Source organism: Devosia sp. MDV22-iso42 (assembly GCF_058629155.1).
The window spans coordinates 65,942-92,357 of the sequence record NZ_JBZVWR010000001.1; the positions used below are offsets into that span (position 1 = coordinate 65,942).

The following is a 26,416-nucleotide window of genomic DNA, read 5'->3' on the forward strand; positions in this document are numbered from 1 at the left end:
CTCGATGATTGATAAGGACTAGATATCAGTGCGTGATGGGGGCTCGGGATGCGTACGTTTTTGGCGTTAGCCTTGGTGATTGTGGGCACCGGCGCGGGCCGCTCTCAAGAGGAGGCGGGGACTGTCGCGGGGGCGGGATGGGTCTCCTGTGCCGAGTTCGCGCAGCGTTATCAGGCGGACCCGCAAGGCACAGAGCAGTACTTTTACGCTTGGGCGCAGGGGTATATGTCCGGCGTTAATCAAGCGTCGTGGGTGCGAAAAAACCTGCGCGGCTGGCGGATTGAGCAGCAGAAGCAACGCATACGGTCCTATTGCAACGAGCATCCGTTGGCAAATGTGGCTGCTGCTGTTCAGGATGTGTGGAACAATCTGCCAAACCGATAGCGGTTTGCAGCCGGAGTGAATTGCAATGGAACTTCATGCACTGCGGGATACTTCGCGGCGGCTTTGGAACAGGGCGCGGGCCTACGTCACCAAGCATGCCATCATCCTGGCTTCGTAACTGAGGTCTAGTTTAGCATTTGCTCGGCGAGCTTTTCCAAGATCTGCTTGTGTGTCTCGTTGCGCAAAACTCCGCTAAAAATGTAGGCTCTTCGTAGGCGATTGCCACGGTCATTAGACGCTTGAAGCGCAGCTTTGTAGTAGATGCCATGAATTTCTGTCGATTGGGCATCTACGCTATTGTAGAAATCTACCAAAGTTGAGAGGACTTGTCCCGGATCTAAAGCAATACCATCGGCGCCAACTGCCAAGTCCAGCTCAATTATGGCCGTTAATAGGTCGGCCTTTTTCCAAATTCGGCACTTGGGGTCGAAGCCACACTCCTCGATAAAGCCGAAGATCTTGTCGAGCCGGTTGCGAATGTCTTCCGCCTCGGGAAATGTTTCGTTGTAGCGGCTAAGAAGATTTTCATGTTCGCTGTCGCGGTTGAAATACCCCACAAGCATGGTTGCAACCATAGTAAGACAGTACGCAACGTCGCCCATGCGACGCCGGTCAGTCGCAGTAAACACGCGCTTGTCATCAAAGAAGTCATCTTCTGCTATTAACTCACAGAATTTCTTCATCTCACCCGCGTATACCGCGTTGTTGACTTCCATGTCTTTTAAGCCGTACTGGGTGGAGTTAAGTCTCTTAAAAACAGCAACGATCTGCTCTTGACTAAGCTCTCCCAAGTCTCGCACGACCACGGAGTATGCCAAGAAGCTTGCCTTCTCTTCCTCCGAGAGAAACTTGTATGGCTTCGACAAGGAAGGCGTAAAAGTGGGATCTCCGGCAAAATACTCCACCAAGGTGCTAACACGCTGGAGCCCGTCCACCAAAAGCTGTGTCCCGTCTCCCGTCTCCGTGTTCACCTCCCCGTTGGCAATGTAGATTTCTGGAAAGGGAAAACCACGCAGAACTGTATCGATGAAGAAATCTTTGTCCTTGCTGGTCCATACTAGCCGACGCTGAAATTCCGGTCGCGGGATCAACGTGCCGTCCTTGACCATCTTCACGATTTCGCGGACGCGCTTGTTTGTGGCAGTTGTGTTTATCATTTTGCCGCTTCCAGTTTATTTTTGCACAGCCTTACACTGCGGACTTGATACTGCCGGAGGTGTTCTACGCTGTAATATAGTGCAACCGAGGCTGATGGGTGCCCGCGATGCCTGTCTCGTCTGAACTTTCCAACTGTCTCATAGAACCGATCACAATGGATCAGCGCCTTCCCTTTCGGAAACTTGTCTGGCCTTAGCCACCCATAGATCAGATAGCTGGCCAGCTTGTCTGGGTTCCAGGGCATAACCGATTGGAAGCAAGCGTGTGCCGAAAGCTCGTGCCATATCAACCTGAACAAGGCCGGGTTGCAGATCGATATGTCGAGATCCGATGATCCGCCGAATTTTCGGAACGCCGGTAGGCTAAAATTAGGTTTGCGCTTCTCATGCAGAGCGAAGCCCAGTTTTGCCGACCCCACAAGAACGATATCGGCTTCGGGAATGGCAACCTTGAAATTGTTGGAAAATGTCTCGCAAAAAAAGGCTACTTTGTCTGCGGAGAAGTGCGCCGACTGTTTACCAATTATATGTTCGTCGAAGAAATTTTCTGGCTCCAACGCGTTAATAGCGGCTTTCAGATCTTGTGCATTGCCAAACATTGGTCCCCCAAGAAAAGGATAGCCGATGTTTATGCCTAGTGGAAGACTTGTACGAGTGGCTCACTGGCACCGGCGGACCTCTAGTTGCCCGGTTGCCCGTCAGAGAGAGCCGCTAAGACCCACTCATGTACCCGTCGTGCCTAACGAGGGGCAATAAAACTTACCGGGTGATTGCCCGCTCGGCCGCGGTCCTAACCATCGGTGGAATGAGTGGAAGATCACGGGTTTGCGCCGCTGGCCTTCACGCTTGTCGCCTACGCCTTGAGCCCGGCGCTATAATGCAAAACGGTTCCCGAATGCATCGGCAGGGGCTCGCTTGTCAAAGGTACACAAATCATCCACTCTGGGTACACACAGTCAATCTGGCCGGAAAAGTGGAAGTCTCATAAGTCGTTGATGGATAAGGTTTTTATGGCTTTTCGCTTCGGTTCGATTTAGCTCGCCGTCGCCGGTCCCGGGCACCATCGCTATTTCCCTTGAAATCAATGCATTGCTTAGGTAACGGGCGCCGTTTTGTCTGCACACGTCGCCCGGGTGGCATTCACTTGAGCCCTGATGGCGGTCTCATTCGCCAGGGGCCGCGCGGCATGGCCGTCTTGCCTGAGCCGGTCAGACTGCACCGGGCCTGGGCCGGTGTCGGCGTCGCCGGCAACGAGGACGATACACAGGACCAACGTGCCCCTGATCAATCGGAGATTGCCGAAGACACGGCTTGTCGCCCGGGCAATCCTCGGTCTGGCCAGACGCTCTTCTTGCTGTCTAAACAATTGCCTGTCACCCGGATGAACAGTCAAAACCGCTCGTACGCAGCCGAAGCCGCCTTTGGCGTGCAGAACTAAAGTTCGTCCGTTACAGGCGGAGTAATTACGACAAAAGGTCGGGATAACAACACAACCATTGAATTTAGGTCGAAAATTATTTACCCAAAGGACTGTCAGAACCTAGCAAAATGGTCTTTGCCGGTCTATCTAATGGCGCCTCGACATTTCTAGCCAGGTTCGCGGCGCCTTCTATGCAAGAGATCTTTGGATGGATGACTCTGCTGAACTTGATGTGACGAACAATGAGCGACTGGTTCAGGTCGTTGATATCGTTTCTGCATTTGTTTCACACAATCCGCTGTCTCCCGGTGACTTGCCCAGGCTGATTGTCGAGACGCATCGGGCATTGCGCGCATTGTCTACCGGCGAAGGCCAGCCCGGCGAGCAGCAGCCTGTGCCGGCCGTACCCGTCAAGAAGTCCGTGACGGCAGAGTTCCTGATCTGCCTGGACGATGGCAAGAAGTTCAAATCCCTCAAGCGGCATTTGGCGGGCCTGGGCATGACGCCCGATGAGTATCGCGCCAAATGGGGCCTGCCGCCCGACTATCCCATGGTCGCGGCCAACTATGCGGCGACTCGCTCATTGCTGGCCAAGTCCAATGGTCTGGGCCGAAAGCAGGGCCAGCTCACGGCCATCAAACGCCCGGCAAGATCGCGCGGTGACGACCAGACATCCTGATGCCACGGCCGCCAGCCGGGGCTGGCGCTGTGGATCGGCCGGACGAGGGACAGGTGGGTCACACCGGGGCGTAGGCGTGCTCCAGTTCTGGGCGCGAGGATGCGCAGGCTGGAAATGGGTCCCTGCGGCAACCTGAACGGCCTGTGTCACCCACCCCATATCCGGCAGTTACGCCGGCGGCCTATAGCGCCAGCGGCGCAGGCAGGTGCATTGCCACGCCGTCGGCCGTGCCGTCGCATCGGGGCCAGGTCGTCGCCGTCCGGTGAATCGCCGGGAGAAAGCCTTCGGCTTGGCGCGCAATGGCAGCCGGAAAGGATACCGGCGGCGCGACCACCGATGCCACAGTGATCTGTCTGTCCGTCGCCTCCCTGGCATGCACTCCTGCCCGGAAGCCCTGGCCAGGCGTCCGGCACGGCGCTTCGCTGCCGCCCGTCCTGGGGTCGAAAGCCGCCACTGGTCTGACAGGCAGGCGGCCATCCACTGCCAGTGCCGGCCACCGGGACCACCAAGGCCATGGCCAATCTGAAAGGTCCGCGCTCACAATGTCCGGGGCTGCGCCGGGTTGTGCCTTCTTGCCCGCCTCCCAATAACATCTCTTCTTCTGGAGAGTTATTAATACGAAAGAAGGAGAAAAAGTTCCTGATAATATTTCAAATGACGGAAATTTGAATAATATGATGTTCCATCAGTGATAAAATATACGCATTTTTATTATCGGTATGACATTTCAAAATTCGACCCATGTCAATTTTGCGGCAATGCAAATTCAAATAATTCATGTTATTGCGTGGATATACATATTCTGCATAGAAAAACGGAATCACATTGCAAATAAGGCATATTTGCTCTATTGGAATCAAGATTAGTTTTTGACTGTGTAGCTGATTTTTATTGGGGAAGAAATAAACCCTCAATTTGTGAGGTCCGAAATGGAATGCTTGTCCTATGACAAAGGGCCGGTGTTTGACGGGTGGATGCATGCTGTCAAAAACGGCAGCGCTTCAGACCACGTAACCAATGCCCGCAACGCCCGGCATGCTGCAGAGACCATCAAACCGAAGGTCAACCATATCGTCGGTGGCCAGATCGATGCCGCCTTGAGGGCGAGCCTGGCCTATTTCTCGAGCCAGGGGCGGGTGCCCGAAGCGCCGGACTGGTTTCTGCGACACGAGGCCCTGCGCGCCCTGAACAATCTGGGTGCCGCGTTGGCAGAAGCCGCCGTGGCCTCACACGCTGCCGCCTTGCGACGCAGGTCCTAGTTCGGGAGCGGAGAATGGATGACCAGCTTCCAGCCTCGTCCGGGCATTCGAGCCGTACCCCTGTGCCGCCATGTTCAGGGGCGGCAACCGATGGGGCGCTTGATCAATTTGCCCATCGCGGCAGGTCGCCGCTGAATATGATGCGCCCCGGCGGATCGCCGACCCCGGATTCAGACCAGGACAAACGCCGCGTCCGCTCTCTGGAATCTGATGACCCCGAGGGGTGGCAGATGCAGGTTCCACGACGACCACGGGGGTGGATCATCCTGGGCTTGGCCCTGGCCAGTTGGCTGCTCGTCGCCCTGGTCACCTGGGGTATCTGGGCCTGGATGTCGACCTAGCTCTGTCGAAGCCGTTGTCGGGTGAGCCGGAAAACGGGGTTGCATGCCGGCGCCGCACCATGGCCGACATGATCGCAGTCCAGCGGGAGGTTGCCATGGATGTCGTGCATTGCACCATAATCGACCTGTACCGGCATCCAAGACTGACCGACCGCACCAAGGCAACCGTGCGTGTGCTCCTCAAGGAAGTCCTGGGCGGGGTGCCGGCCGTTCACGCGATCGATCTGCACCTCGTCGTGATCACTGATTCCGACGAGCAGGCCGACACGGTGCGCCGGATCGTGTTGACCAAGACGGCCAAGCTGTTGCTGCGGCTGCTGCCTGCACTCGACGCGTCCGCAGCCGCAGCAGCGGCGGCCCACTTCGCGCGCGCGAAGCCCTTGCTGCCCTCGGCGACAGATCCGGGACGCCAGGACGCCCCTGCAAAGCCATCGCCAATGGACGTGTCAGCCCAATGTGGTCTCCGCCATATCGGGGCGACTGACCTTTAGTGCTCTGGTCCTGGCTTGAACCGCCGGCGTGAGGGCAGGGGCCTGGCCTTGAGTTCCATTATGCGCTCCGCCAGCAAGGCCCGCATCAGTTCGCCTACGGGAACATGGCCGCACAGGGTGGCTTGATGCCAGCCTTCAATGTTGGCGTGCAGGATCCCGCCCTCAACGTAAAATTTCGCCCGGTAAACGGTGCCGTGATCGCTGATTTCCATAGTCTGGACCTTGGAAGTGGCTTCCATAGTCTTCCCCAAGAATACGTTTCAGCTGAGCATTCAAGATGCCTCTTATTCAATGCCTGCAAGCGGAGCGATATGGACAAGCATCAGTAGTTGTATGGCAGGGCAGCAAGTTCTCTCTATTTGGATCGCCATTCCCGGCTGCCAGTATTTTGCCGGACGGGAGCCGCGCTATCTGCACTAGGTCTCGGCGTCCCCAAGTGCCTTGCGCTCAACGGTTTGGGTCGAAAGGCCGGCGTCTAGGAGTGTGGCTCGATGGAGGTAACCGCTTGGGCGAGGACCGAAAACTGCGTCCATTCCGCTTTGTAGGCCGCGCGCTTCTTGATTAAAACAAATCCATCCTTGCACAAACTTGTTGTAATATCCTCAAGCGTTCTTGAATCCTCCGCTATTATAGCCTGATTTGTGACCAGAGTTATTTTATAGACTGGCAAAACTGATCTCCTCTCGTTTCTAATGCGCGATAACGTACGCGCATAACGATTTACACGCCAAGTAAAAAGACGTCTACGTTACGTAAATAGCGCATCACAATTTACCGGGCTGTAAACCGATCCAGTTTTTATGGCCATGACAGTACAGCAAGCATGGGGTCGTCAAGCGCATTGTGGCCTATTTTTCACAAATAAGTTGACGAAATCCGACAAGTCTAAAATAAGATCTGGCAGATGTTGCCAGTTCTCTCAACAAAATAGCGATTCAATTGGGGATGCCTTTCATTGGCGAGTTGGGCCCGCCCCCTAAATCTGGGCCCTCGAGGCAAGGCGTGGTCCCGTCCGAGCGACCTCGCGCGACGGGGCGACGATTTGGAAATCCACCAGCTGAGGGGGTGGGATTGCCGCGCTGCAACGGAAGCCGCCGTCGAAACGTCGAATGAAGGCCTTGGTCGTGGTCAATATTTGGGAATGTGGCCTAGTAGCATTTCTAGTGGTGCGGTTTGCAGATGCCAAAAGCCAAATCTGGAGAATTAAAAGAAGTATTTAATTCGCATATTTACCTAGGTACGATTCACCTTGCTGCAAGAGATGCAGAAAAGTGTCGTGGATATTTTGGCAATTTGGATGGGGTTTCCGACGGGAAGAAATAATTATCGCAACGTTCTGTTTCTGATTCTATTTGGCGTTGAAATGACTTGGACGGGATTTTTCGCATAATAGTGTTGCCAAAATGTACTAGACGCGTCCTTTGTCGCGAGTATGGTGACTCCGCCAACACAGGATAGGATTGTGTCGACACGAATCATTTTAGCGCTGGTGTTATTGTTCGGCGGTTCGCATCTGCAGGGTGCTTATGCGCAAGATGAGGATAATTCTGGATACAATCCAGAACCGTTTCTGTCGGCAATGACCACGCTCGTTACGGCAGTCAGTACGTGTGATCCATTTGTTGCAGGCAAGCCGCTTGCTGCGACCGCGGGAGTCCAGGACTTCTTCGAATCTCTCGGCCAGCCTTTGCCTGTTTTGACGGACTCGAGCACCCAGGCAAGCCTGAATAGATTTGTTGCCTCCCAGGCGGCGCTTCTATGCAAGGAAAAAATTGATGCCGCGATGTCCGCCTACGGCGTTCAGTCAAAAGACTACATGGAAAAAAAGCCGGAAAGCTGGCCGCCCGCGCCCGCTGTGAATTTGGCGCCGCTGTGCAGTACCGAGAATTGCCTCGAGTTCTAGAGCGCAGGACGGATCGGGTTTTCTGAGGAGATTCACGTGATTGACAAATTTGCTATTGTGGCCGTTGTCGCCTTCGCTGCGATAACGCCTGTCTCCGCCAATGGATTGGGCGAAAGCCGTCCCTATCAGTTTCGATCCGATAACCAGCGCCAGGTGAATCTGACGATCGAGCGCACCCGGCTCGAGCTGCTGGGTCTGCTCGGCAGTGGCAGTTCCTCGGGCAATGGTTCGGGCACCGGACAGATCGGCAATACCACCTCGGTCAATGTCAGCGGTTCGAACAATGTCATATCGATCACGCAGACCAATAGTGGCGCGCAGACGCAAACGCGCGACTGTTCCGGCGCCAGCTTCAACGTAACCGGGGGTATGTTCGGATGCTGAAATTGCTCGGCATGGGTCTTGCGGTCATGGCATTGGCAGGCTGCACGGCCCTGACGCCCATGACCCGGCCCAAGGCGGAATTCCACGGGCCGGTCCCGATCGCCAATTCGACCCCCCATGATGCCGCGCTGGCCTGCCTCAGCCGGACCTCTGAGGTCAAGAATTCCGGCATCATGCTGGCCGTCCACACGATCACCGACCAGACCAACAAGTTCAACTCCGAAGAGGGGAGCTTTGTGCCGCGCGACGTGGCCGCCATGCTGATCACCGCCTTGCAGAAGGCCGGCATGAAGCAGGTCAACCGGACCAATACGGTGGTCACGGAGTGGGAGATCGCCAGGGCAAAGGAACAATTGCTGGGCGATGGCGGCCAGACCACGGTCGGCAATCAGACTGTCGAGTTCCGGCCCGTCACCAAGGGTTCCATCCGCGGCTCCGACTATGTCATCGACGGCGCGCTGACCCAGCTCGATTTCAATACCTATACCGGCGGCGCAGAGGCGCTGGTGGGCGGGGTTGGCGGCGGTGCCCGCGCCTTCGCCCTGACGGCGGCGGCCGATATCCGGGTTACCGACACCAGGACCACGCGCATCGTCCGCGCTGGTTCCTATTCGAAACAGGCGATCGGCACCGAAGTATACGCCTCGATCTTCCGCTTCTTTTCCAATGACCTGTTCGACGTCAAGATTGGTGACAAGTCGCAGGAGGGCCTGCATGCCGGCGTCCGCTGGCTGATGGCCGAAGCGGCCTATGACATTGTGGCGTCGCTGGTTCATCACCGGGGCGCCTGTGACAAGTTTCTGCCGGCAGCCACGCAGGAAATTCGCGCCGAGCAGGCTGTCGAGACGGCAGCGGTCCGCCCCTAGATCGACTCGCCGGGCCCCGCCTGCCGCGGCACGGTCCTGCCCGCGGCAGGTCGACCGGCCCCGGCATGGGCAGGCCGATCGCTGGGGCGCCTTTGCCTGGTCGATACTATCGGTCGATCGATACCGCATTGCCGGTCTGCGAGCTGGCGCCATTGCCGCTTGAGTTCTGCGGGAAGTCGGCATTCTGTTCGACGCCGATGGCGGCGTTGTCGCCGCCCTCTGCGGGCATGGTCAGCACCGTCAGGTTGACGTAATTATCTGCGGTTTGGACGATATTGCCCCCGCTCACCAGTTGCCCCTGCGCGTTGAACACCTCGTTGATCACCTCCTGCCGGCCAATGGATGTCTGGGACAGCATGCCGATGCGGCTCGACATGATGAGGTTGGCGACATTGGTGCCATGCTGGCTGATGGCGCCGGGGTTATCGTCGCCGAGCTGCACGACATTGTGCACGATCTGGTCGCCGGCAAAGTTGCGCGTGACCGTCTCGACCGTTTCCGAGATCATGATATTGCCGAAATTCTCGCCGCTCTGCGCGATACTGGACGTGACGGCAGACATCGCGGCCAGGTGCAGCCGGTTGTCCACCCGCTGTTCCGCCCCCAGCTCGATGGTCTGGGAAGCGGTGCCAATGGCCAGTGCCGCTTCGGCATAATTGGCCGTATTGCTGCCGTACTGCGTCACCGTGCCATAGAGAATGGCGATTTCGGCGCTGTTGAGAATCTGCTGGCGTCCGTCAGCGCCAAACAGCTGGTCGGCGAAACTTAGGGTTTCCGATACTGCCGAGCCCGCCAGGTTGGTGCCGCGCTGGTTTATGCTGCCATAGATGTCGACCACGCCCAGGGCGGATCGGTTTTCCACCGACTGGATACCATGGAAGCGTTGCACGACATTGCCCAGCGCGCCGGCATAGACGACGGAATTGACCGTGTTGGATCCATACTGCGCCAGGTTGCCGGTGGAGCCGAACTGCAGCATCGTGCTCATATAGTCGTCGGTCAGGGCCCTGAGCGTGGTGATGTTGATCACATTGCTGGCCGTCTGGTTGCCCTCGGCGCGTTGCTCGACGGACGGCAGTGCCTCCTGGCCCATCGCCATGGTGGGCAGCAGTGCCGCAATGTAGGCAAGCCAAAGCCGGCGCATGTCCCGCACTCCCCGCAATCCTTAAGGAAAAGGGGCTGCGCGGGAGCGCAACCCCAAGGCTTGTGTCAGTTGCTGGCCGGCGGCGTAGGCAGGCCGATCGAATTGGCAACATTGGTGGCCGACTGAACGATATTGTGGACGTCGCCCATGGTCGACAGCACGTTCTGTGCCAACTGGTTTGCGTTGGCATACTGCTGGATCTCGAAGTCGCAGGCGCAGGCGCCGGAGAGGTCGATATTGCCCACCGAGACCGTGTTGGTCACGTTGGTCGCAGACTGACCAAGATCCCAGACGTCCGGTGTGTTGAAATACGGACCATGCCAGCCCCATGCGAGCGAGGACTCGAAGGTAGCCGTATTGAGCGCGGTCTGGCTGCTGTTCGAGTACTGCTTGATATCGTTCTTGAGCGTGTCAAGTTCGACCAGGTTCGAGGCGTTGACGGCCGTCTGGGTGAGCGCATCCGCCAGATCAGTGTCGCCAAGATCGGCATCGTAGCCACCAGAGCCACCAAAAATCTCGTTCTTGGCGATCTGGGCATTCTTCACGCTCTGATCGATATTCCAGGCGAGATCGCCGCTGATCGAGTTGACCACATTGGTAGCCGCTTGGGACAGGTCGTCAAACTCGCTGAGCTTGCCCCCATCGATCAGATTGTGCGCAACCTGGCGCACATCTGCCTTCTGGATCAGCGTGCCCAGACCGATATCCGGGTCATCACCGGTGGCCATGTCGATCAGGTTGCCGGCATTGACGGCCTTCTGCACCACATCGATCGCGTCATCGATGTCGACGATCTGGTTGATCGCCTGCTGGATCCCGTAGAGCTCCTGCTTGTAGTCGTCGCGCAGGGGGTCGCACAGGGTATCGCAGCTCGAGCTGTCGGTGGTCGGTGGGATATAGATGGGGGGCATCCAGCCGCCCCAACCAGTGGCAAATGCGCCGGGCGCCATGGCGGCGGTCGTTCCCAGCAAGGCGACGACAAAAACAGTCTTTTTCATTTGAGTTTCTCCAGTTTCTCGTTGTTGACGCGCTGCCATCGCCTTTCTGTGTGAGGTGATTGGCAGCCTTTACCCGAGCGACCTGGAAAAATGGGAAACAGAGTCTCACTGGCCGACAACATGTCAGCCACCAGGTCTCCAAAAATCGCTCGAATTCATATAGAAGGACCATCTTTTTGGGCGCGTAATTATCGCGCGAGACGATACTTCGTTTAATTGTTAAGCAAATAAATAGGCACTAAAAGTTTAGTGTTGCTTGGTCATGCTATCGAGCTTTTTTAAAAACGCGAACGTGAAGCAAAATATATTTTGAGCTGGTTTCGGTTCTGTAGTTTGCGTGCCTAATTCCAACTACGTTATGGCCACAAATATGCCACAACTTCTGTTGCGAGTCCACGAGTGATTAATTTTTGGTTAACGCTAAAAGGGCAAAAATTGCTATTGAATAAAGCCCGTACCGGGAGCTGTGTAAACTTGACAGTTGCTTCATATGCACTTCAAGGGCGAAAGCAGCCAAGTCAAATTTTCGAACAGTCCGGATAAAGATAGCCATAATAAAAATTCTTAGAATCGATTTATCTATTGAAATGCAAGGAATTTACAATCTGTACTGACTTGATTTCCGTCTATGTTGCTTATGCATTGAGTTCGCTTCAAATAGGTTTTAAAAATATGGGAATTGCATATTGATCAGGTCGCCGGGTGGCCATGTCTGTGCGAAAAAGAATCCATGAGAACAATTTTAATGATGACATTGTTATTTCCGAACGAAGTGGCGCTGCATCTTTGCTGAGACAATTATTGAAATAATTAGTTCAGTTTCGTGGCTTATTGCAGAATGCAGCTTGAGCACGCGCTGTCGGTGTGTGTTGATCAATACATGTTTTGTCATAAGGCTGAGTTGTTGATTTTAAACTGAGAAGTTCACGGCTATTATGCAACTATTGATACATCAATACTGCAATTCCTGGTGTCGGCTGAGCTAGATCTACGCGCGGTTGGCTCATGCGCAGCCGACCACTCTGCCGTCCCCATATTGAACTGGGCCCAACTATCTGCGGCTGGCGGGCGGACTATATTGGCAGACGTCCGCCTGGCGCCGTGGCTGAGACCCGTTGCTCGACCGACCTTGCGTGGATCTGAGCGGGTAGGGGCTGCCGGGGTCTGGCGGCTGCAGCGGCGACACCGTCCTGCCCAATGCCCGCTTGACCCCAGGCTCATCGATCGGCGACAGGCCGGCCCTTGTCGACCTGCCCCATCCTTGCGCCGGCCTGATTGCTCCGGGCGACCACCGGCGGCCGCGCAGGATATGGCGTCGCGCCGGTCTGCTCCGCGAGTATAATATATGTGATAATATTATCGCGCTGCGCTTGATGATATCATCGCTTCGCCGTATGGATGGGGCGTTCGGGGAGCGACGCATACAGCCTGACAAATCGCTGCTGCGGCAAAAACGGCTTGTCCTGAATGTCTTGGGAGGGAAACCGATGAAATTGTCAGCATTGCTCAAACTTGCCTGCGGCACCGCGTCTGCACTGGTGCTGTCTGCGGCCCTTGGCACCATCGCCATGGCCGAGCCCGCGGTGGTCGCCGGCCCCGCTACCGATCCCGAATGCCATGTGCCCTGGGCCGAAGACACCCAGTTCTTCCAGTTCCCGGCCAAGCAGGGGCCCTACCGCATCGCGCTGGCCAATGGCTATATCGCCAATACCTGGCGCATCCAGATGATCCAGACCGCCAAGGCCTATGCGGCCCAGCCCGACGTCGCCGCCCAGCTCGCCGAGTTCAAGGTGGTCTCGACCGGCGAGGACGTGGCAGCGCAGATCTCGGCCATCAACAATTTCATCGACAGCGGCTATGACGCCATCGTCGTCAATGCGCAGAATCCGCAGGCCTTCGCCCCGGTGATCAAGCGCGCCAAGGAGGCCGGCGTGGTGCTGGTGGCCTTTGACAATATCCTCGACACCACCGACGCCATCAACGTCAATGTTGACCAGAAGGGGCTGGGTGAACTCTGGGCAAACTGGCTGGTCCAGCACCTGCCCGAGGGCGGCAAGATCCTCGAAGTGCGAGGCGTCGCCGGCACCTCGGTCGATACCGACCGCCATAACGGTATCCACGAGACGCTGACCGCCAGCGGCAAGCCCTTCGAGGTGTTCGAGGTGGTCGGCAAGTGGGATGACGGCACGGCGCAGAAGGCCACGGCCGACGCCATCGCGGTGCAGGGCGCCTTTGACGGCATCACTGCCCAGGGCGGCGATACCGGCGTGGTGCAGGCCATGATCGATGCCGGCCACGCCTTCGTGCCCTTTGGCGGTGAAACCGAAAACGGCTTCCGCAAGTTCTGCGCCGCCCATGCCGCCGAGGGGCTCAAATGCTCTTCCGCCGGCACCGGCCCGGCCCAGGTGGCGGTCGCCATCAGGACGGCCATCGATGCCCTGCAGGGCAAGGTCGTGCCGCAGTCGGTCAAGCTGCCTTTGGCCATTGTCGAAGATCCCGACTTCAAGGACGGCGTGAACTTTTATGCCGACCAGTCCGACAACTTCTTCGTCGGCAATGACTTCCCCACCTGCGGCATCAACTTTACCGCCCAGGAAATCATGGGCCAGTCGGAAGCCAACCAATAGCCGCTTGGCTGGGCAACGGGCCGCGGGATGTCTCCCGCGGCCGATCGGGCAGGGGACGTTTGCATGGATGACGCCGTACCGCTTTTCCGCATGGAAGCCATTTCCAAGCGCTATGGGGGCGTGCATGCCCTCGACCAGGCCGACCTCGTGGTCCGCGCCGGCAAGGTGCACGCCATCCTGGGCGAGAACGGCGCCGGCAAGTCCACCCTGATCAAGATCATGGCCGGCGTCGTGGCGCCCGACGCGGGGCGCATGCTGCTCGAGGGCCGCGAGGTGCGCTTCGCCGATCCCGCCGCCGCCAACGCCGCCGGCATTGTCTGCATCTTCCAGGAACTCTCGCTGATCCCCGACCTGTCGGTGGCGGACAATATTGTCATCTCCAATCCACCCACCTGGCTGGGCATGATCGACCGCAAGGCCCAGCAGGCCATCGCCATGGCGGCACTGGAGCGGGCCGGGGGCGGCGACATCCACCCCATGGAACTGGTCAAGAACCTGCCTTTGTCGCGCCGCCAGGTCGTCGAGATCGCCAAGGCCCTAGCCCGCAAACCGCGCCTGCTGATCCTTGATGAGGCCACCTCGGCCCTGACCGCCGCCGATGTCGAGACGGTGTTCGGCGTGCTCAAGCGCCTGCGCGACGAGGGTATCGCGCTGCTCTACATTTCCCACCGCATGCACGAGATCGCCGAATTGGCCGATGACTGCACGGTGTTCCGCAATGGCCGCAAGATCGCCACCTATCCCGCCGGCAGCAAGACCGATGACGAGGTGGTCGAGCTGATGATCGGCCGCGAATATAGCTCGGTCTTTCCGCCCAAGCAGGGCCATGTCGACCGCACCACCACGCCGGTGCTCGAAGCGCGCAACCTGACCTGGATGCAGCGCCTCAACGGCGTCTCGCTGACCGCCAGGGCCGGCGAGGTAGTGGGTCTGGGCGGGCTCGATGGCCAGGGGCAGCGCGAATTGCTGCTCGCGCTGTTCGGCGTGCTGCGCGGCGTCACCGGCGAAATCCTGATCGATGGCCAGCCGCGCCGCATCAACAGCCCGCGCGCCGCCAAGGCCGATGCCATCGGCATGGCGCTGATCCCCGAAGATCGCAAGACCGAGGGCCTCATGCTGCCCATGAGCGTGCGCGACAATCTCTCCTTTGCCGCCATGAGCCAGGTTTCGCATGCCGGCATCCTCGACCGCCGCGCCGAGAGCGCCGCCGTCGAGCGCATGATCCGGCTGCTCGCCATCAAGACGGCGAGCCCGTCTCTGCCGGTGGGGTCGCTGTCGGGCGGCAATCAGCAGAAGGTGGTGATCGCCAAATGGCTGATGACCGACCCGCGCATCATCCTGCTCAACGATCCCACCCGCGGCATCGATGTCGGCACCAAGCAGGAAATCTATGCCCTGCTGCGCCAGCTCGCCGCCGCGGGCGCGGCGATCATCCTCTACTCCACCGACTATGACGAGCTGATCGGCTGCTGCGACCGCGTGCTGGTGCTCTATGACGGGGCGGTCAGGCGCGAGCTGGTCGGCAGCGAGATCACCGAGCACGCGCTGATCGCCTCGGCGCTCAATATCGACCAGCAGGAGCAGGTGGCATGAACGGGCTGGGTTACCGCCTCGCCGAGCAGCGCGGCATGCTGCTGGCATTGGCCATCTTCATCGCCATGTTCGCCCTCTATGCCGCCAACCATCCCGCCGGCTTCACCCCCAATGTGGTGCAGACCGCGGCCAACAAGGGCGTGCTGCTGGCCTTGGTCGCCATGGCGCAGACCTTCGTCGTGCTCACCGCGGGCATCGATCTGTCGGTCGGCATGATCTTCATCCTGGCCAATTGCCTGGCCTCCTACCTGCTGGTGGGCACGCCGCTGACCGTGGCTTTTGGCGTCGGCGGCGTGCTGCTCACCGGTCTCGTCTGCGGCGCGCTCAATGGCCTGCTCGTCATCTATGGGCGGCTGCAGCCCATCGTCATCACCATTGCCACCGGTGCGGTTTTCTTCGGCATCGCTTTGTGGATCCGCCCCTATCCGGGCAGTGCCCCGGACTTCTCCGCCGATCTCGCCGATGCGCTGACCGGCAAGGTCTTCGGCATCTTCCCGGCCAGCCTGCTCTTCCTCATCGTGCTGGTGTTGCTGGTCTGGGTACCGTTCCGCCGCTCGGTCATTGGCCGTGCCGTCTATGCGGTGGGCTCGTCCGAGCCGGCGGCCTATATGTCCGGCCTGCCGGTGCAGCGCGCCAAGTTCACCGCCTATGTGCTGAGCGGCCTCTTTGCCGCCATGGGCGGGCTGTTCATGACCTTCTTCACCTATTCCGGCGAGGCGTCCCTGGCCAATGGCAATACCTATACACTGAGCTCCATCGCCGCGGTGGTGCTGGGCGGGGTCTCGCTGTTCGGCGGCCGCGGCAGCGCCATCGGCGCCATTTTCGGCGCGCTGGCCTTCCGCGCCATCGGCGATCTGCTGTTCGTCTTCGATTTCGATCCGCTCTGGCAGCCTCTGTTCCAGGGCGTGGTGCTGCTGCTGGCCGTATCGCTGGGGGCGGCCCGCCTGTTCCAGGTGCGCAACCGGCTTGATCTGTTCACCTGAGGCGCAAGATGACCACCGACAAGCTCGACCCGCCCGCCGCGCTCCGCAATTCCTGGACCAGCCGCATCGACCTGCCGGTCGCAACGGCCTTTGGCTGCATCCTGCTGCTGCTGCTGATCGGCAGCCTCTATTCGCCCAATTTCCTGTCGCCCGAATACCTGCTGCAGCAGCTCAAGGTCGGCGCCTTCCTCGGCGTCATCGCCACCGGCATGATGCTGGTGATCCTGCTCGGCCAGATCGATCTGTCGGTCCCCTGGACGGTGACGCTGGGCGCCATGATGGCTTCAGCCGCCACCGCCTATGGCCCCATGGGCGAGGTCTTTGCCATTCCCTTCGGCGTGCTCTGTGGCGTGCTGGTCGGGCTGGTCAACGGCGTCGGTACTGCCTATCTGCGCATTCCCTCCATGATCATGACGCTGGCGGTAAATGCCGTCGCCCAGGGGCTGATGGTGGCCTATACCGGCGGCTTCGCCCCGGTCGACAGCGCCTCCCCGGCCATGCGCTATCTGGCCGCCGGCACCATTCTGGGCATTCCCAATGCGGTCATCGTCTGGGCCCTGACCGGCGCGGTGGCCGTCTTCCTGCTCGGCCGCACCACCTTTGGCCGGGCCGTCTATGGCATCGGCAACAAGGAGGCGGCGGCCTATCTCTCCGGCGTGCCGACCCAGCGTGTGGTCATGATTGCCTTTGCCGTCTGCGGTGGCCGCCTTCGGCGGGGTCCTGCTGGCCGGCTATGCAGGCAAGGCGGCCCAGTCCATGGGCGATGCCTATCTGCTGCCCGCCATTGCCGCGGTGGTGCTGGGCGGCACCTCCATCCTGGGCGGCCGCGGCAGCTATCTCGGCACCACGGCCGGGGTAATCCTCATCACCCTGCTGCAATCGATCCTCTCGGTCATGCAGATCGCCGAATTCGGCCGCCAGATCATTTATGGCGGCGTCATCATCACCATGTTGCTGCTCTATGGTCGCGAGAAATCCGGCCGCTGACGCATGGGCGACTCGCCGCTCCCCGGGAACGCGCTCATGACGTTGACCTCGGCCCTGCACACCCTTAGGAACTTGGGCAGCTTGACCACGCTGCAGGCCGGCGGCTCGGGCCGCGGCGCCAGGCGCGCACGGGCCGCATTGGGTGAACTGGACGAGGACGACTGCCTGTGACGACTTCAAAGCGACGCTCGCCGACCGGGCGACCCACGATGATGGATGTCGCGGCCGCGGCTGGCGTGTCACAGGCGACGGTGTCGCTGGTGCTCAGCGGCGGCAAGAGCGGCCGCCTGGCCGACGCCACCCGCAAGCGTGTGCTCGAGGCCGCCCAGACCCTGGGCTACAAATTCGTGCGCCGCGAGCAGCGCGCCGTGCCGGGCCTGCAATCCACCATCATCTTCATCGCCGACGAGACCATCACCGATCCCTGGATGTCGCTGGCCTTCGAGGGCGCGCGCAACCGGGCGCTGGAAGCGGGCATCAACATGCTCATGGGCGTCAGCCATGCCGATGCCGATGTCGAAACTAGCCTCTTGGCCGGTCTGGGCAATGTCCCGGTCCTGGGCCTGATCTATGGCACCATCCTGACGCGCGTGGTGCAGGTCCCGCCGGCTCTGGCCCGGCACCGGCTGGTGCTGCTCAACTGCTATGATGAGGCGCACAGCGCCCATTCCGTGCTGCCCGGCGATGTGCTCGGCGGTCGCGCTGCGACCGAACATCTGCTCAACCGTGGCTGCCGCCGCGTCGCCCTGATCAATGGCGAGCAGGGCGTTGACGCGGCGCGCGACCGGCTCAAGGGCTACAAGCAGGCTCTGGCCAGCAATGACGTGCCCTTCGATCCGGCTCTGGTTCGCCCCGGCAATTGGGAGCCGTCGGCCGGCTATGACATGACCAAAGAGCTGATGGCGCTGGACAACCCGCCGGACGGCATCTTCTGCGCCAACGACATGATGGCGCTCGGCTGCTACGACGCCCTGCGCGAGCTTGGCCACCGGGTCCCCGACGATGTGGCGGTGATCGGCTTTGACGATCGCGAAATCGCCCAATACATGCATCCCCCGCTGAGCACGCTGGTGCTGCCGCTCTACGAAATGGGCCGCACCGCCGTGGAGCTGCTGCTCGACGATGTCGGGGGCCTCCATTCCTCTTCCAGTCGGATCAAGGTGGAATGCGTGCTGGTCGAGCGCCAGTCGACCGGGCCGGCCGCCGCACTCAGCGCCGCGCCACGCCGCCGGGCCCCATAAGCCAGGCGGCGCGGTCTTTGCGCTAGTCGGACGAGCGGGCGCTGCGGAAGCGATCAAAGGCCACCGCGATGATAATGAAGGAGCCGACAAAGGCTCCCTGCCAGAAGGTGCTGATGCCCAGCAGGATAAGGCTGTTGCGGATCACCTCGATCAGCAGGGCGCCGACAATGGCGCCAAAGGCACTGCCGACGCCCCCCGCCAGATTGGCGCCGCCGATCACGGCCGCAGCAATCACCGAGAGCTCCATCGCCTGCCCCAGATTGGTGGTGACGCCGCCCAGCCAGCCCACTTCCAGCACGCCGGTAATGCCGGCCGTAAACGCCGAGAACATATAGACCGAGACCTTGAGCGGCCGCACCGCAATGCCGGTCAGCTTGGCGGCCTGCTCATTGCCGCCCAGGGCAAACAGGTGCTGCCCCCAGCGCGTCCACTTGAACAGGAACCCCGTCACCCCGGCCAGCACGGCCAGTACGATCAGCGGATTGGGCAGGCCCAGCGTCGAGCCGCCGCCCAGCCCGAGCAGCGTGGCGGTATCGGGGCCGAATTCATAGATCATCTTGTTGTCCGACAGCACCATGGCCAGCGAACGCACCACCGACAGGCTCCCCAGCGTGACCACGAAGGGCGGCATGCCGGCATAGGCGATGAGCACGCCATTGGCCGCACCCACCATTAGGGCGGCCAGCAGCGCTGCGGGGATGCCGATCCAGATCGGCATGCCGCCCGACATCAGCACCGCCACCGTCATGGCCGACAGCACCACGGTCGATCCCACCGACAGGTCGATGCCGCCCGAGGCGATCACCGCCGTCATGCCGATGGCGATGATGCCGACAAAGGCGAAATTGCGCGACACGTTGAACAGGTTGCGCTCGGTGGCAAAGGTGTCGGTGAGCAGCGTCAGCGCCAGGCAGGCCAGCAGCGCCGCCACGAAGACCCAGAAGGTCTGGTGGCTGGTCAGCCGGCCGAGCATGCCGCGATATTCGGAGTGGTCGATAACCTCGGAGAGGGAAGTGCTGGGCATGGGACGGTCCTGTCGTGTCACGCGAATTCAATGGCGCCGGTGATGAGGCCGGTGACCTCTTCGGGGGATGAAGCCGCCGCCTTCTTGTCGGCCACCAGCACCCCCCGTCGCAGCACGGCGATGCGGTCCGCCACATCGAACACATCGGGCATGCGGTGGCTGATCAGGATCACGGCAATGCCATGGTCGCGCAGCTGGCGGATGAGGTTGAGCACTTCGGCCACCTGCCGCACCGAGATGGCCGCGGTGGGCTCGTCCATCAGCACGATGCGGGCATCGCTCAGCAGGGTCCGGGCAATGGCCACGGCCTGGCGCTGGCCGCCCGACATGCGCTTGACCAGGTCGCGCGGTCGCGTTTCCGATTTGAGGCGGCCGAACAGCTCGGCGGCGCGGCTGCGCATGGCGGCATAGTCGAGAATGCGGAACGGACCGACCTGCCGCATCAGCTCGCGCCCGAGGAACACATTGGACGCCGCTGACAGGTTGTTGCAGATCGCCAGGTCCTGGTAGACCACCTCGATGCCGGCGCGCTGCGCATCGATGGGGCGGTGAAAGCGGACCCTCTTGTCGTCGATATGCATCTCGCCCGCGGACGGCGCGAAATTGCCGGCAATGACCTTGACCAGGGTGGACTTGCCCGCGCCATTGTCACCCATCAGGCCCAGCACCTCGCCGGGCTCTATGCTTAGCGATACATCGGTCAGTGCGCGAATCGCGCCGAAATTCTTGCTGATATTATCCAGTCGCAATGCGCTCATGCGCCTCCCCCTCCATTGCGCTCCCCCGGTGTCGTGGCCGGCGGTTTTGCTTTTATGTCGGAACGCCGGAGCTGCCGTGGCCTGCGATTGCCGGTACCAGCTCCACGATTCCAGCTTGACGTCCACGCACGTTCGATGGTGATATTATCACATAATATCATCGGCGCTATCGGAATGATGCAGTAGCGACCAGGACGCAAGTCCGGGACTGGAGTTATGCTGCCGGAATGCCGGGAGCAGCAGGAACGGCGATCGGACGTCAAAAGACGCCGGACGGCGGATCCACAACATGGGAGGACGTAAATTGAGGTACGCAAGATATATGGCTGCGGCCGCAGCCGTGGTGGCGCTTTCGGCCGCCGGGGCGCAGGCCCAGGAGAAAAAAACCCTGGCCATCGTGGTCAAGGGCTTGGACAATCCCTTCTTCGAGCAGATCAATCTCGGTTGCCAGGACTGGGCAGCCAACAATCCGGATTCCGAATACGAGTGCCTTTATACCGGCCCGGCCTCCAGCGCCGACGAGGCCGGCCAGGTGCAACTGGTGGATGACCTGATCACCCGGGGCATTGCGGCGATCGCCATTTCGCCGTCCAATGCCCCGGCAATGGCCAACCGGCTCAAGGAAATCGCCCCCACGATCCCGGTAATGACCGTGGATGCCGATCTGTCTGAGGCCGATCGCGGCCTGCGGGCGACCTTCCTGGGCACCGACAATTATCTGATGGGCGTGATGATGGCCGAGCAGGCCCAGCGCCTCAAGCCAGAGGGTGGCACCGTCTGCCTGCAACTGGGCAACGTGGCCGCCGACAATATCAACGCCCGCGCCGCCGGCTTCCGCGACACCATTGCCGGCGCCAAGGGCACCGATCGCCTGGCCGGCGAAGGCGGCTGGAGTGAGATCGAGGGCTGCCCGGTCTTTACCAATGATCAGATCGATCTGGCCAACCAGCAGATGGCCGACGTCTTCACCTCCAATCCCGATCTCGATGCCTTCATCCTGATCGGTGGCTGGGCCCAGTTCGCCCCCCAGGCCTATGCCCAGGTCACCGACCAGGTCATGGACCGGCTCAAGAGCAATGATCTGATCATCGTTGCCGGCGACACGCTGCCGCCGCAGGTGCAGGCCTTCAACGAGGGTCGCAGCCATGCCCAGATCGGCCAGCGGCCGTTCGAAATGGGGCAAAGGGCGCCCGACGTGATGATCCAGCTGGTCAATGGCGAGGCCGTCGAGGACCCGCTCTATACCGGGCTGGACGTCTGCACCCACGAAGAACCCGGCTTCTGCGCGCAGTAGCCCTCCTGTCCTCCACGTCGCAGCATGGCGCATCCGGCGCCATGCCGGCCGCATGGGGTCGAACGCAGGACAGTTTCGAGGAAACATCAGTGAAACTTCTGGTAACCGGCATGACCGGCAAGGTCGGCCTCAATTTCCTGCCCGCATTTCTGGCCGAGCCTCGCTTTGCCGGCTGGAGCATCCGCGCCCTGTGCAACAACCGCGTCATCGATCACCCCGCCGTCGAGGTCGTGCGCGGCTCGCTCGCTGATGGCGCCGCTGTGCACGCCGCCCTGCAGGACGTGACCCATGTGCTGCATATGGCGGCGGTCAAGGAAAGCCCGGATCTTGCCATCGATGTCGGCGTCAAGGGCATGTTCAACCTGCTCGAGGCCTTCCGCACGTCGCCTACGGCCCGCCAGTTCATCCTGATCGGCGGCGACTGCTCCGTCGGTCACATCTTCCACCAATACGATGCGCCCATCACCGAACAGGCGCCGCGCCGGGCCTATCCCGGCTGCTATGCGCTGACCAAGGTGATCGAGGAGGTGATGCTCGAGCAATACCGCTTGCAATACGGCATCAATACCTGCTGCCTGCGCGCGCCCTGGATCATGGAAAAGGACGATTTCCGCCATGTCCTGAGCTTTGCCGACCAGTTCGGCGGCCCGCTGTGGAGCGAATTCTTTAGCGCCGCCGAGATCGCGCGCCTCGCCCAGGCGGAGACGGTGCCCGTGCTGCATGACGCGCAGGGCACGCCGCTCAAGCGCAATTTCATCCATGTCAGCGACCTCGTCCGCGCCATCCTGGCTGCGCTCGACAATCCCGCTGCCACGGGCGAGCTGTTCAATATCGCCATGACTGAACCGGTCGATTACGGCCAGGTCGCGTCGATCTTGCAGCGCGCGCAGGGCCTGGATTCCGTCGCAGTGCCGACCCCCTATTTCAGCAACTGGCTCGACAATGCCAAGGCCGGCCAGCTCTTGGGCTGGCGGCCCCTCATCGATCTCGAACAGCTCATCGAGCGCGCCTGGAGCTATATCCGCGCCCCCGATGATCCACGCATCGTCTGGTACCCGGGTTAGGGCAGGCGCGCACCGATACCGCTCGCAGGCGGCAAGGCGGAACCACCGACCGCCGCCGCATCCGAAGGGACAGCGATGGGTATGCACCGTTCTTCGGCACTGACGCCGCAGGACATCACACAGACGTCGCGCGGCAGGCTCAACCCGCTGGCGACAGGGAGGACGAAATGAACTGGAAACACACCATCTCCATGGCGGCCCTGGCTACCATGCTGGCCGGCCCCGCTCTGGCCCAGGACAAGCAGCAGCTGGCCTTCGTCGTCAACGCCGCCTCCGATTTCTGGAAGCTGGCCGAGGCCGGGGTCAACAAGGCGCAGGCCGAATTGCCCAATTACGAACTGCAGTTCCGCTATCCCGCCCAGGGCACCGCCGCCCTGCAGAATTCCCTGATGGATGACCTGGCGGCGGCCGGCACCGATGCGATCATGATCTCCTCGGCCGATCCCAAGAACTCCATCGATGCCTTCAACCGCATTGCCGCCCAGGTGCCGCTTTTCACCACCGACAGCGACGCCCCCGACAGCGATCGCATCGCCTATCTCGGCTCCTCCAATACCCTGGCCGGCGAGCAGGCCGGCGAAATCGCCGTCAAGGCGCTGCACGATGGCGGCAAGTGCATGGGCTTTGTCGGCTTTCTGGGGGCCGACAATGCGATCGAGCGCATTGCCGGCTTCCGCTCGGCCATCGAGGGCTCGGGCATCGAACTGGTCGACGTGCGCGGCGACGATGTCGACTTTGCCCGCGCCCGCTCCAATGTCGATGACGTGCTCGCCGCCAATCCCGACATCACCTGCATGGTCGGGTTCTATTCCTATAATCCCCCCAAGATCTACGAGGCCCTGCAGGCGGCCGGCAAGCTGGGCCAGATCACCGTCATCGCCTTTGACGAGGATCCCATCACCCTCGGCGCTGTCCGCGAGGGCAGCTTTGCCGGCACGGTCGTGCAGGACCCCTATCAGTGGGGCTATCAGGGCATGCTCCTGATGGCCAAATATCTTGAAGGCGACATGTCCGGCGTGCCGGAAGACGGCCTGATCATTGTCCCGACCAAGGTGATCGATGCCGCCAATGTCGATGCCTTCGAAGCCGAACTCAAGGCGCGGATTGGCGGCTAGTCCTCCCCGCCGATCCAGCCGCACCGGGCCTTTGCCGGCCTGGTGCGGCCCCTTAAAGCTCCGACAGTGCCGCTGGCGCCGTCCTTGTTAGGCACGCGACATGACACTTCATCTGCTCCCGTCACCACCCTTGCTGGCGCTCGAGAACATCTCCAAGGCCTATCCCGGCGTCGTGGCTTTGTCCGACGTCTCCATGACCGTCAATGCCGGCGAAGTGCTCGGCCTCATCGGCGAGAACGGCGCCGGCAAGTCGACGCTGATGAAGATCCTCGGCGGCGTGATCGCGCCCAGCGCCGGCCGCATCGTCATCGATAACATCGCTCATCAGCACCTCAGCGTCACCCAGTCGCAGGCTGCCGGCATTGCCTTCGTGCACCAGGAACTCAATGTCTTCGACAATCTCGATGTCGCCGCCAACATCTTCCTCGGCCGCGAAAAGCGGTCGCCGCTTGGCCTGCTTGACCTGCAAGGCATGCGCGCCGCGGCCCGGCCGCTGCTGTCCCGGGTCGGCGCCCATTTCGGCCCCGATACCCCCGTACTCGACCTGTCGTTGGCCGAGCGGCAACTGCTCGAAATCGCCAGGGCCTTGTCCATCGAGGCGCGCGTTGTCATCATGGATGAGCCGAGCTCGTCCCTGACCCTGTCTGAAACCCGCACCCTGCTGCAGGTCATCGCGGACCTCAAGGCGCAGGGCATCGCCGTCATCTATATTTCCCACCGCCTCGGCGAGATCGAGGCCTGTGCCGATCGCGTGCTCGCTTTGCGCGATGGCCGTGTGGCGGGCGAACTGGCCCGCCAGGACATCCGCCATGATGCCATGATCCGCCTGATGATCGGCCGCGACCTCAAGGCGCTCTATACCCCGCCCGCCACGCCACCCGGCGACGTCATCCTGTCGCTCACCGGCGTCTCGACCACGGCCTGGCCACAGGCCCGGGCCGATATCCATGTCAGGGCAGGGGAGATCCTCGGCATTGCCGGGCTTGTCGGCGCCGGCCGCACCGAACTGGCCGAAACCGTCTTCGGCATCCGTCCGCTGGTGGGTGGCCAAATCCGGTTGGCCGGACAGCCGCTGCGCGCCGCCACCCCGCGCCAGGCGATCGAGGCCGGCCTCTATCTGGTCCCCGAAGACCGCAAGCGCACCGGCCTCGTCCTCGAAGGCGCCATCGACGAGAATATCGCGCTGGCCGATCTGCCGTCCCTGGCCCGGCATGGCCTCGTCCACTGGCGCGGCATTCGTGATCGGGCCGAGACCCAGCGCAGCGCCCTCGGCATCAAGGCCGCCGATCTAACGCGGGTCGCCGCCGAACTGTCCGGCGGCAACCAGCAGAAGGTGGTGCTGGCCAAGTTTCTGTCCATGCGGCCGCGGCTTATCATCTTCGACGAGCCGACCCGCGGCATCGATGTCGGCGCCAAGGCGGAGATCTATCGTCTGCTGCGGGCTTTGGCCGATGCCGGGATCGGTGTGCTCATGATTTCGAGCGACATGGAGGAGGTGATCGGCGTCTCCGACCGCATCGTCGTGCTGCGCGAGGGCGGGGTCGCCGGCACCCTGGAACGTCCGCAATTTTCAGAACAGGGCGTGCTGCGGCTCGCCGTTGGGGCAAACTAGGAAAAGTCATGCAAAAAAAGGACATGGGACTGGCCGTGCTGATCGTCATCGTCGGGGCCGTGGTCTATCTGCGCAACCCGCTCTTCCTCTCGCCCATCAACCTGGGCAATACCGCCAACCTGATCGGCCTGTTCGGCCTCTTCGCCATCGGCCAGGGCTTTGTCATCATGACCGGCGGCATCGACCTGTCGGTCGGCTCGATGATTGCGCTGCTCGGGGTGCTCTTCGTGGATATGGTCGGGCGGTTCGGCGTGCCCTGGCCCGCGGCGGTGCTGCTCACCATCGGCATCGGCACGTTGATGGGGCTGGCGCATGGCCTGTTGATCACCCGGCTGCGGATGCAGCCCTTTGTCGTCACCCTCTGCGGCCTGCTCATCTATCGCGGCGTTGCCCGCGGCTATACCGGCGAGGCCACGGCCGGTTTTCCCTTCGGCGCCAGCTTTCCCGAGCTCGAATGGCTGACCATTGGCCGTTCCTTGGGCATCCCGCATTCCTTCATTGCCATGCTGCTGGTCGGCGCGCTCTGCTGGGTGCTGCTGCATCGCTCGGTATTCGGCCGCCACCTTTACGCCGTCGGCAAGAACGAGGAGGCGGCCCGCTATTCGGGCATCCGCACCGGCCTCGTCATCACGCTGGCCTATGTCATCTGCGCCGTACTGACAGCCATTGCCGCGATCTACTTCGCCATGTTCACGCGCTCCGTGCAGCCCTCATCACATGGTAATTTCTACGAGCTCTATGCCATCGCCGCCGCGGTACTGGGCGGCTTCTCCCTGCGCGGCGGGGAAGGCTCGATCATCGGCGTCATCCTGGGCGTCGTCCTGCTGCAGGAACTGCAGAACCTGGTCAACTTGCTCGGCATTCCGTCATCGCTGAACTTTGCCGTCATGGGCGCGGTAATCCTGGCCGGTGTGCTGGCCGAACAGCAGTTCAACCGCTACCGCGCCACCCGCCGGGCCGAGCGCGCCATGGAGCCACGGCCCTTGCCCTGACCGCCGCGCGTCTTCAAATGCCGCATCCGACCCGACGCTGCTGCAGCAGGGAACGGAACGAACCCACCTGCGAGCCGTTCCGCCTCCACCCTTGCTGGCC

Annotated in this window: 25 protein-coding genes and 1 pseudogene; 19 read left to right on the forward strand and 7 right to left on the reverse strand. The window is 61.1% G+C overall.

Features of this window, described 5'->3' with window-relative positions; all coding sequences use genetic code 11:
- Window positions 1–48: 48 nt before the first annotated feature.
- On the forward strand, window positions 49–384 hold the full coding sequence (locus AC4NN3_RS00335) for a hypothetical protein (protein WP_491925151.1): 336 nt from the start codon (window positions 49–51) through the stop codon (window positions 382–384).
- A gap of 125 nt (window positions 385–509) precedes the next feature.
- Here the strand turns inward: AC4NN3_RS00335 and AC4NN3_RS00340 are convergent, their stop codons facing one another.
- Together AC4NN3_RS00340 and AC4NN3_RS00345 are read right to left on the reverse strand one after the other, a co-directional pair.
- The gene (locus AC4NN3_RS00340) at window positions 510–1,541 is read right to left on the reverse strand and encodes a DUF262 domain-containing protein (RefSeq protein WP_491925152.1); all 1,032 of its coding nucleotides are present in this window, start codon (window positions 1,539–1,541) and stop codon (window positions 510–512) included.
- Complete coding sequence (locus tag AC4NN3_RS00345) at window positions 1,538–2,140, reverse strand: hypothetical protein (RefSeq protein ID WP_491925153.1); 603 nt, start codon at window positions 2,138–2,140, stop codon at window positions 1,538–1,540. Before AC4NN3_RS00345 ends, AC4NN3_RS00340 begins: the two co-directional genes overlap by 4 nt.
- 587 nt (window positions 2,141–2,727) lie before the next feature.
- Between AC4NN3_RS00345 and AC4NN3_RS00350 the strand changes: the two genes are divergently transcribed.
- From AC4NN3_RS00350 to AC4NN3_RS00365, 4 genes are all read left to right on the forward strand, one after another.
- On the forward strand, window positions 2,728–2,979 hold the full coding sequence (locus AC4NN3_RS00350; RefSeq protein ID WP_491925154.1) for a hypothetical protein: 252 nt from the start codon (window positions 2,728–2,730) through the stop codon (window positions 2,977–2,979).
- 190 nt (window positions 2,980–3,169) lie between these two features.
- Window positions 3,170–3,640, forward strand: coding sequence for a Ros/MucR family transcriptional regulator (locus AC4NN3_RS00355; protein WP_491925155.1), 471 nt, complete (start codon window positions 3,170–3,172; stop codon window positions 3,638–3,640).
- 974 nt (window positions 3,641–4,614) lie between these two features.
- Complete coding sequence (locus AC4NN3_RS00360) at window positions 4,615–4,899, forward strand: hypothetical protein (protein WP_491925156.1); 285 nt, start codon at window positions 4,615–4,617, stop codon at window positions 4,897–4,899.
- A 400-nt stretch (window positions 4,900–5,299) separates the two neighbouring features.
- The gene (locus AC4NN3_RS00365) at window positions 5,300–5,731 is read left to right on the forward strand and encodes a hypothetical protein (RefSeq protein WP_491925157.1); all 432 of its coding nucleotides are present in this window, start codon (window positions 5,300–5,302) and stop codon (window positions 5,729–5,731) included.
- Here the strand turns inward: AC4NN3_RS00365 and AC4NN3_RS00370 are convergent.
- Complete coding sequence (locus AC4NN3_RS00370) at window positions 5,728–5,970, reverse strand: hypothetical protein (RefSeq protein WP_491925158.1); 243 nt, start codon at window positions 5,968–5,970, stop codon at window positions 5,728–5,730. The two genes, AC4NN3_RS00365 and AC4NN3_RS00370, sit on opposite strands and share 4 nt — an antisense overlap.
- A gap of 1,223 nt (window positions 5,971–7,193) precedes the next feature.
- On the opposite strand from AC4NN3_RS00370, the gene AC4NN3_RS00375 reads away from it, so the two are divergent.
- The 3 genes from AC4NN3_RS00375 to AC4NN3_RS00385 are packed head-to-tail and all read left to right on the forward strand — an operon-like array spanning window position 7,194 to window position 8,884.
- Window positions 7,194–7,634 carry a hypothetical protein gene (locus AC4NN3_RS00375; protein WP_491925159.1) on the forward strand — a complete coding sequence of 147 codons (441 nt, stop codon included), beginning with the start codon at window positions 7,194–7,196 and terminating at the stop codon, window positions 7,632–7,634.
- A gap of 36 nt (window positions 7,635–7,670) precedes the next feature.
- Window positions 7,671–8,018 (forward strand): hypothetical protein, encoded by a 348-nt coding sequence (locus tag AC4NN3_RS00380; protein ID WP_491925160.1) that lies wholly within the window; start codon window positions 7,671–7,673, stop codon window positions 8,016–8,018.
- Window positions 8,012–8,884, forward strand: coding sequence for a CsgG/HfaB family protein (locus AC4NN3_RS00385; RefSeq protein ID WP_491925161.1), 873 nt, complete (start codon window positions 8,012–8,014; stop codon window positions 8,882–8,884). The genes AC4NN3_RS00380 and AC4NN3_RS00385 overlap by 7 nt, the downstream gene beginning before the upstream one ends.
- A gap of 106 nt (window positions 8,885–8,990) precedes the next feature.
- Here AC4NN3_RS00385 and AC4NN3_RS00390 read toward each other — a convergent pair whose 3' ends face one another.
- Window positions 8,991–10,028: a hypothetical protein gene (locus AC4NN3_RS00390; protein WP_491925162.1), complete on the reverse strand. Its 1,038-nt coding sequence runs from the start codon at window positions 10,026–10,028 to the stop codon at window positions 8,991–8,993.
- Between the two features lie 65 nt (window positions 10,029–10,093).
- The gene (locus tag AC4NN3_RS00395) at window positions 10,094–11,065 is read right to left on the reverse strand and encodes a hypothetical protein (RefSeq protein ID WP_491925163.1); all 972 of its coding nucleotides are present in this window, start codon (window positions 11,063–11,065) and stop codon (window positions 10,094–10,096) included.
- A gap of 1,448 nt (window positions 11,066–12,513) precedes the next feature.
- On the opposite strand from AC4NN3_RS00395, the gene AC4NN3_RS00400 reads away from it, so the two are divergent.
- The 6 genes and pseudogenes from AC4NN3_RS00400 (at window position 12,514) to AC4NN3_RS00425 (ending at window position 18,457) form a co-directional block, all read left to right on the forward strand.
- Window positions 12,514–13,653 carry a sugar ABC transporter substrate-binding protein gene (locus tag AC4NN3_RS00400; RefSeq protein ID WP_491925164.1) on the forward strand — a complete coding sequence of 380 codons (1,140 nt, stop codon included), beginning with the start codon at window positions 12,514–12,516 and terminating at the stop codon, window positions 13,651–13,653.
- A gap of 63 nt (window positions 13,654–13,716) precedes the next feature.
- Window positions 13,717–15,246 carry a sugar ABC transporter ATP-binding protein gene (locus AC4NN3_RS00405; protein WP_491925165.1) on the forward strand — a complete coding sequence of 510 codons (1,530 nt, stop codon included), beginning with the start codon at window positions 13,717–13,719 and terminating at the stop codon, window positions 15,244–15,246.
- Entirely contained in the window at window positions 15,243–16,229 is a 987-nt protein-coding gene (locus tag AC4NN3_RS00410; RefSeq protein WP_491925166.1) for an ABC transporter permease, read from the forward strand. The genes AC4NN3_RS00405 and AC4NN3_RS00410 overlap by 4 nt, the downstream gene beginning before the upstream one ends.
- An 8-nt stretch (window positions 16,230–16,237) precedes the next feature.
- Window positions 16,238–17,216: pseudogene (locus tag AC4NN3_RS00415) on the forward strand (ABC transporter permease).
- 36 nt (window positions 17,217–17,252) lie between these two features.
- Window positions 17,253–17,387 (forward strand): hypothetical protein, encoded by a 135-nt coding sequence (locus AC4NN3_RS00420; RefSeq protein ID WP_491925167.1) that lies wholly within the window; start codon window positions 17,253–17,255, stop codon window positions 17,385–17,387.
- A 38-nt stretch (window positions 17,388–17,425) separates the two neighbouring features.
- Window positions 17,426–18,457 (forward strand): LacI family DNA-binding transcriptional regulator, encoded by a 1,032-nt coding sequence (locus tag AC4NN3_RS00425; RefSeq protein WP_491925168.1) that lies wholly within the window; start codon window positions 17,426–17,428, stop codon window positions 18,455–18,457.
- A 22-nt stretch (window positions 18,458–18,479) separates the two neighbouring features.
- Here the strand turns inward: AC4NN3_RS00425 and AC4NN3_RS00430 are convergent, their stop codons facing one another.
- Together AC4NN3_RS00430 and AC4NN3_RS00435 are read right to left on the reverse strand one after the other, a co-directional pair.
- Window positions 18,480–19,481: an ABC transporter permease gene (locus tag AC4NN3_RS00430; protein ID WP_491925169.1), complete on the reverse strand. Its 1,002-nt coding sequence runs from the start codon at window positions 19,479–19,481 to the stop codon at window positions 18,480–18,482.
- A gap of 17 nt (window positions 19,482–19,498) precedes the next feature.
- Window positions 19,499–20,239 carry an ATP-binding cassette domain-containing protein gene (locus AC4NN3_RS00435; protein ID WP_491925170.1) on the reverse strand — a complete coding sequence of 247 codons (741 nt, stop codon included), beginning with the start codon at window positions 20,237–20,239 and terminating at the stop codon, window positions 19,499–19,501.
- A 322-nt stretch (window positions 20,240–20,561) separates the two neighbouring features.
- Here AC4NN3_RS00435 and AC4NN3_RS00440 point away from each other — a divergent pair, with 322 nt between their 5' ends.
- The 5 genes from AC4NN3_RS00440 (at window position 20,562) to AC4NN3_RS00460 (ending at window position 26,316) form a co-directional block, all read left to right on the forward strand.
- A complete protein-coding gene (locus tag AC4NN3_RS00440) occupies window positions 20,562–21,533 on the forward strand; it encodes a substrate-binding domain-containing protein (protein ID WP_491925171.1) in 972 nt (323 codons plus the stop codon).
- Window positions 21,534–21,622: 89 nt separating this feature from the next.
- The gene (locus AC4NN3_RS00445) at window positions 21,623–22,597 is read left to right on the forward strand and encodes an NAD-dependent epimerase/dehydratase family protein (protein ID WP_491925172.1); all 975 of its coding nucleotides are present in this window, start codon (window positions 21,623–21,625) and stop codon (window positions 22,595–22,597) included.
- Between the two features lie 167 nt (window positions 22,598–22,764).
- Entirely contained in the window at window positions 22,765–23,712 is a 948-nt protein-coding gene (locus tag AC4NN3_RS00450; protein ID WP_491925173.1) for a sugar-binding protein, read from the forward strand.
- Between the two features lie 100 nt (window positions 23,713–23,812).
- Window positions 23,813–25,324, forward strand: coding sequence for a sugar ABC transporter ATP-binding protein (locus tag AC4NN3_RS00455; protein ID WP_491925174.1), 1,512 nt, complete (start codon window positions 23,813–23,815; stop codon window positions 25,322–25,324).
- Between the two features lie 8 nt (window positions 25,325–25,332).
- Window positions 25,333–26,316 (forward strand): ABC transporter permease, encoded by a 984-nt coding sequence (locus AC4NN3_RS00460; RefSeq protein ID WP_491925175.1) that lies wholly within the window; start codon window positions 25,333–25,335, stop codon window positions 26,314–26,316.
- Window positions 26,317–26,416 lie beyond the last annotated feature (100 nt).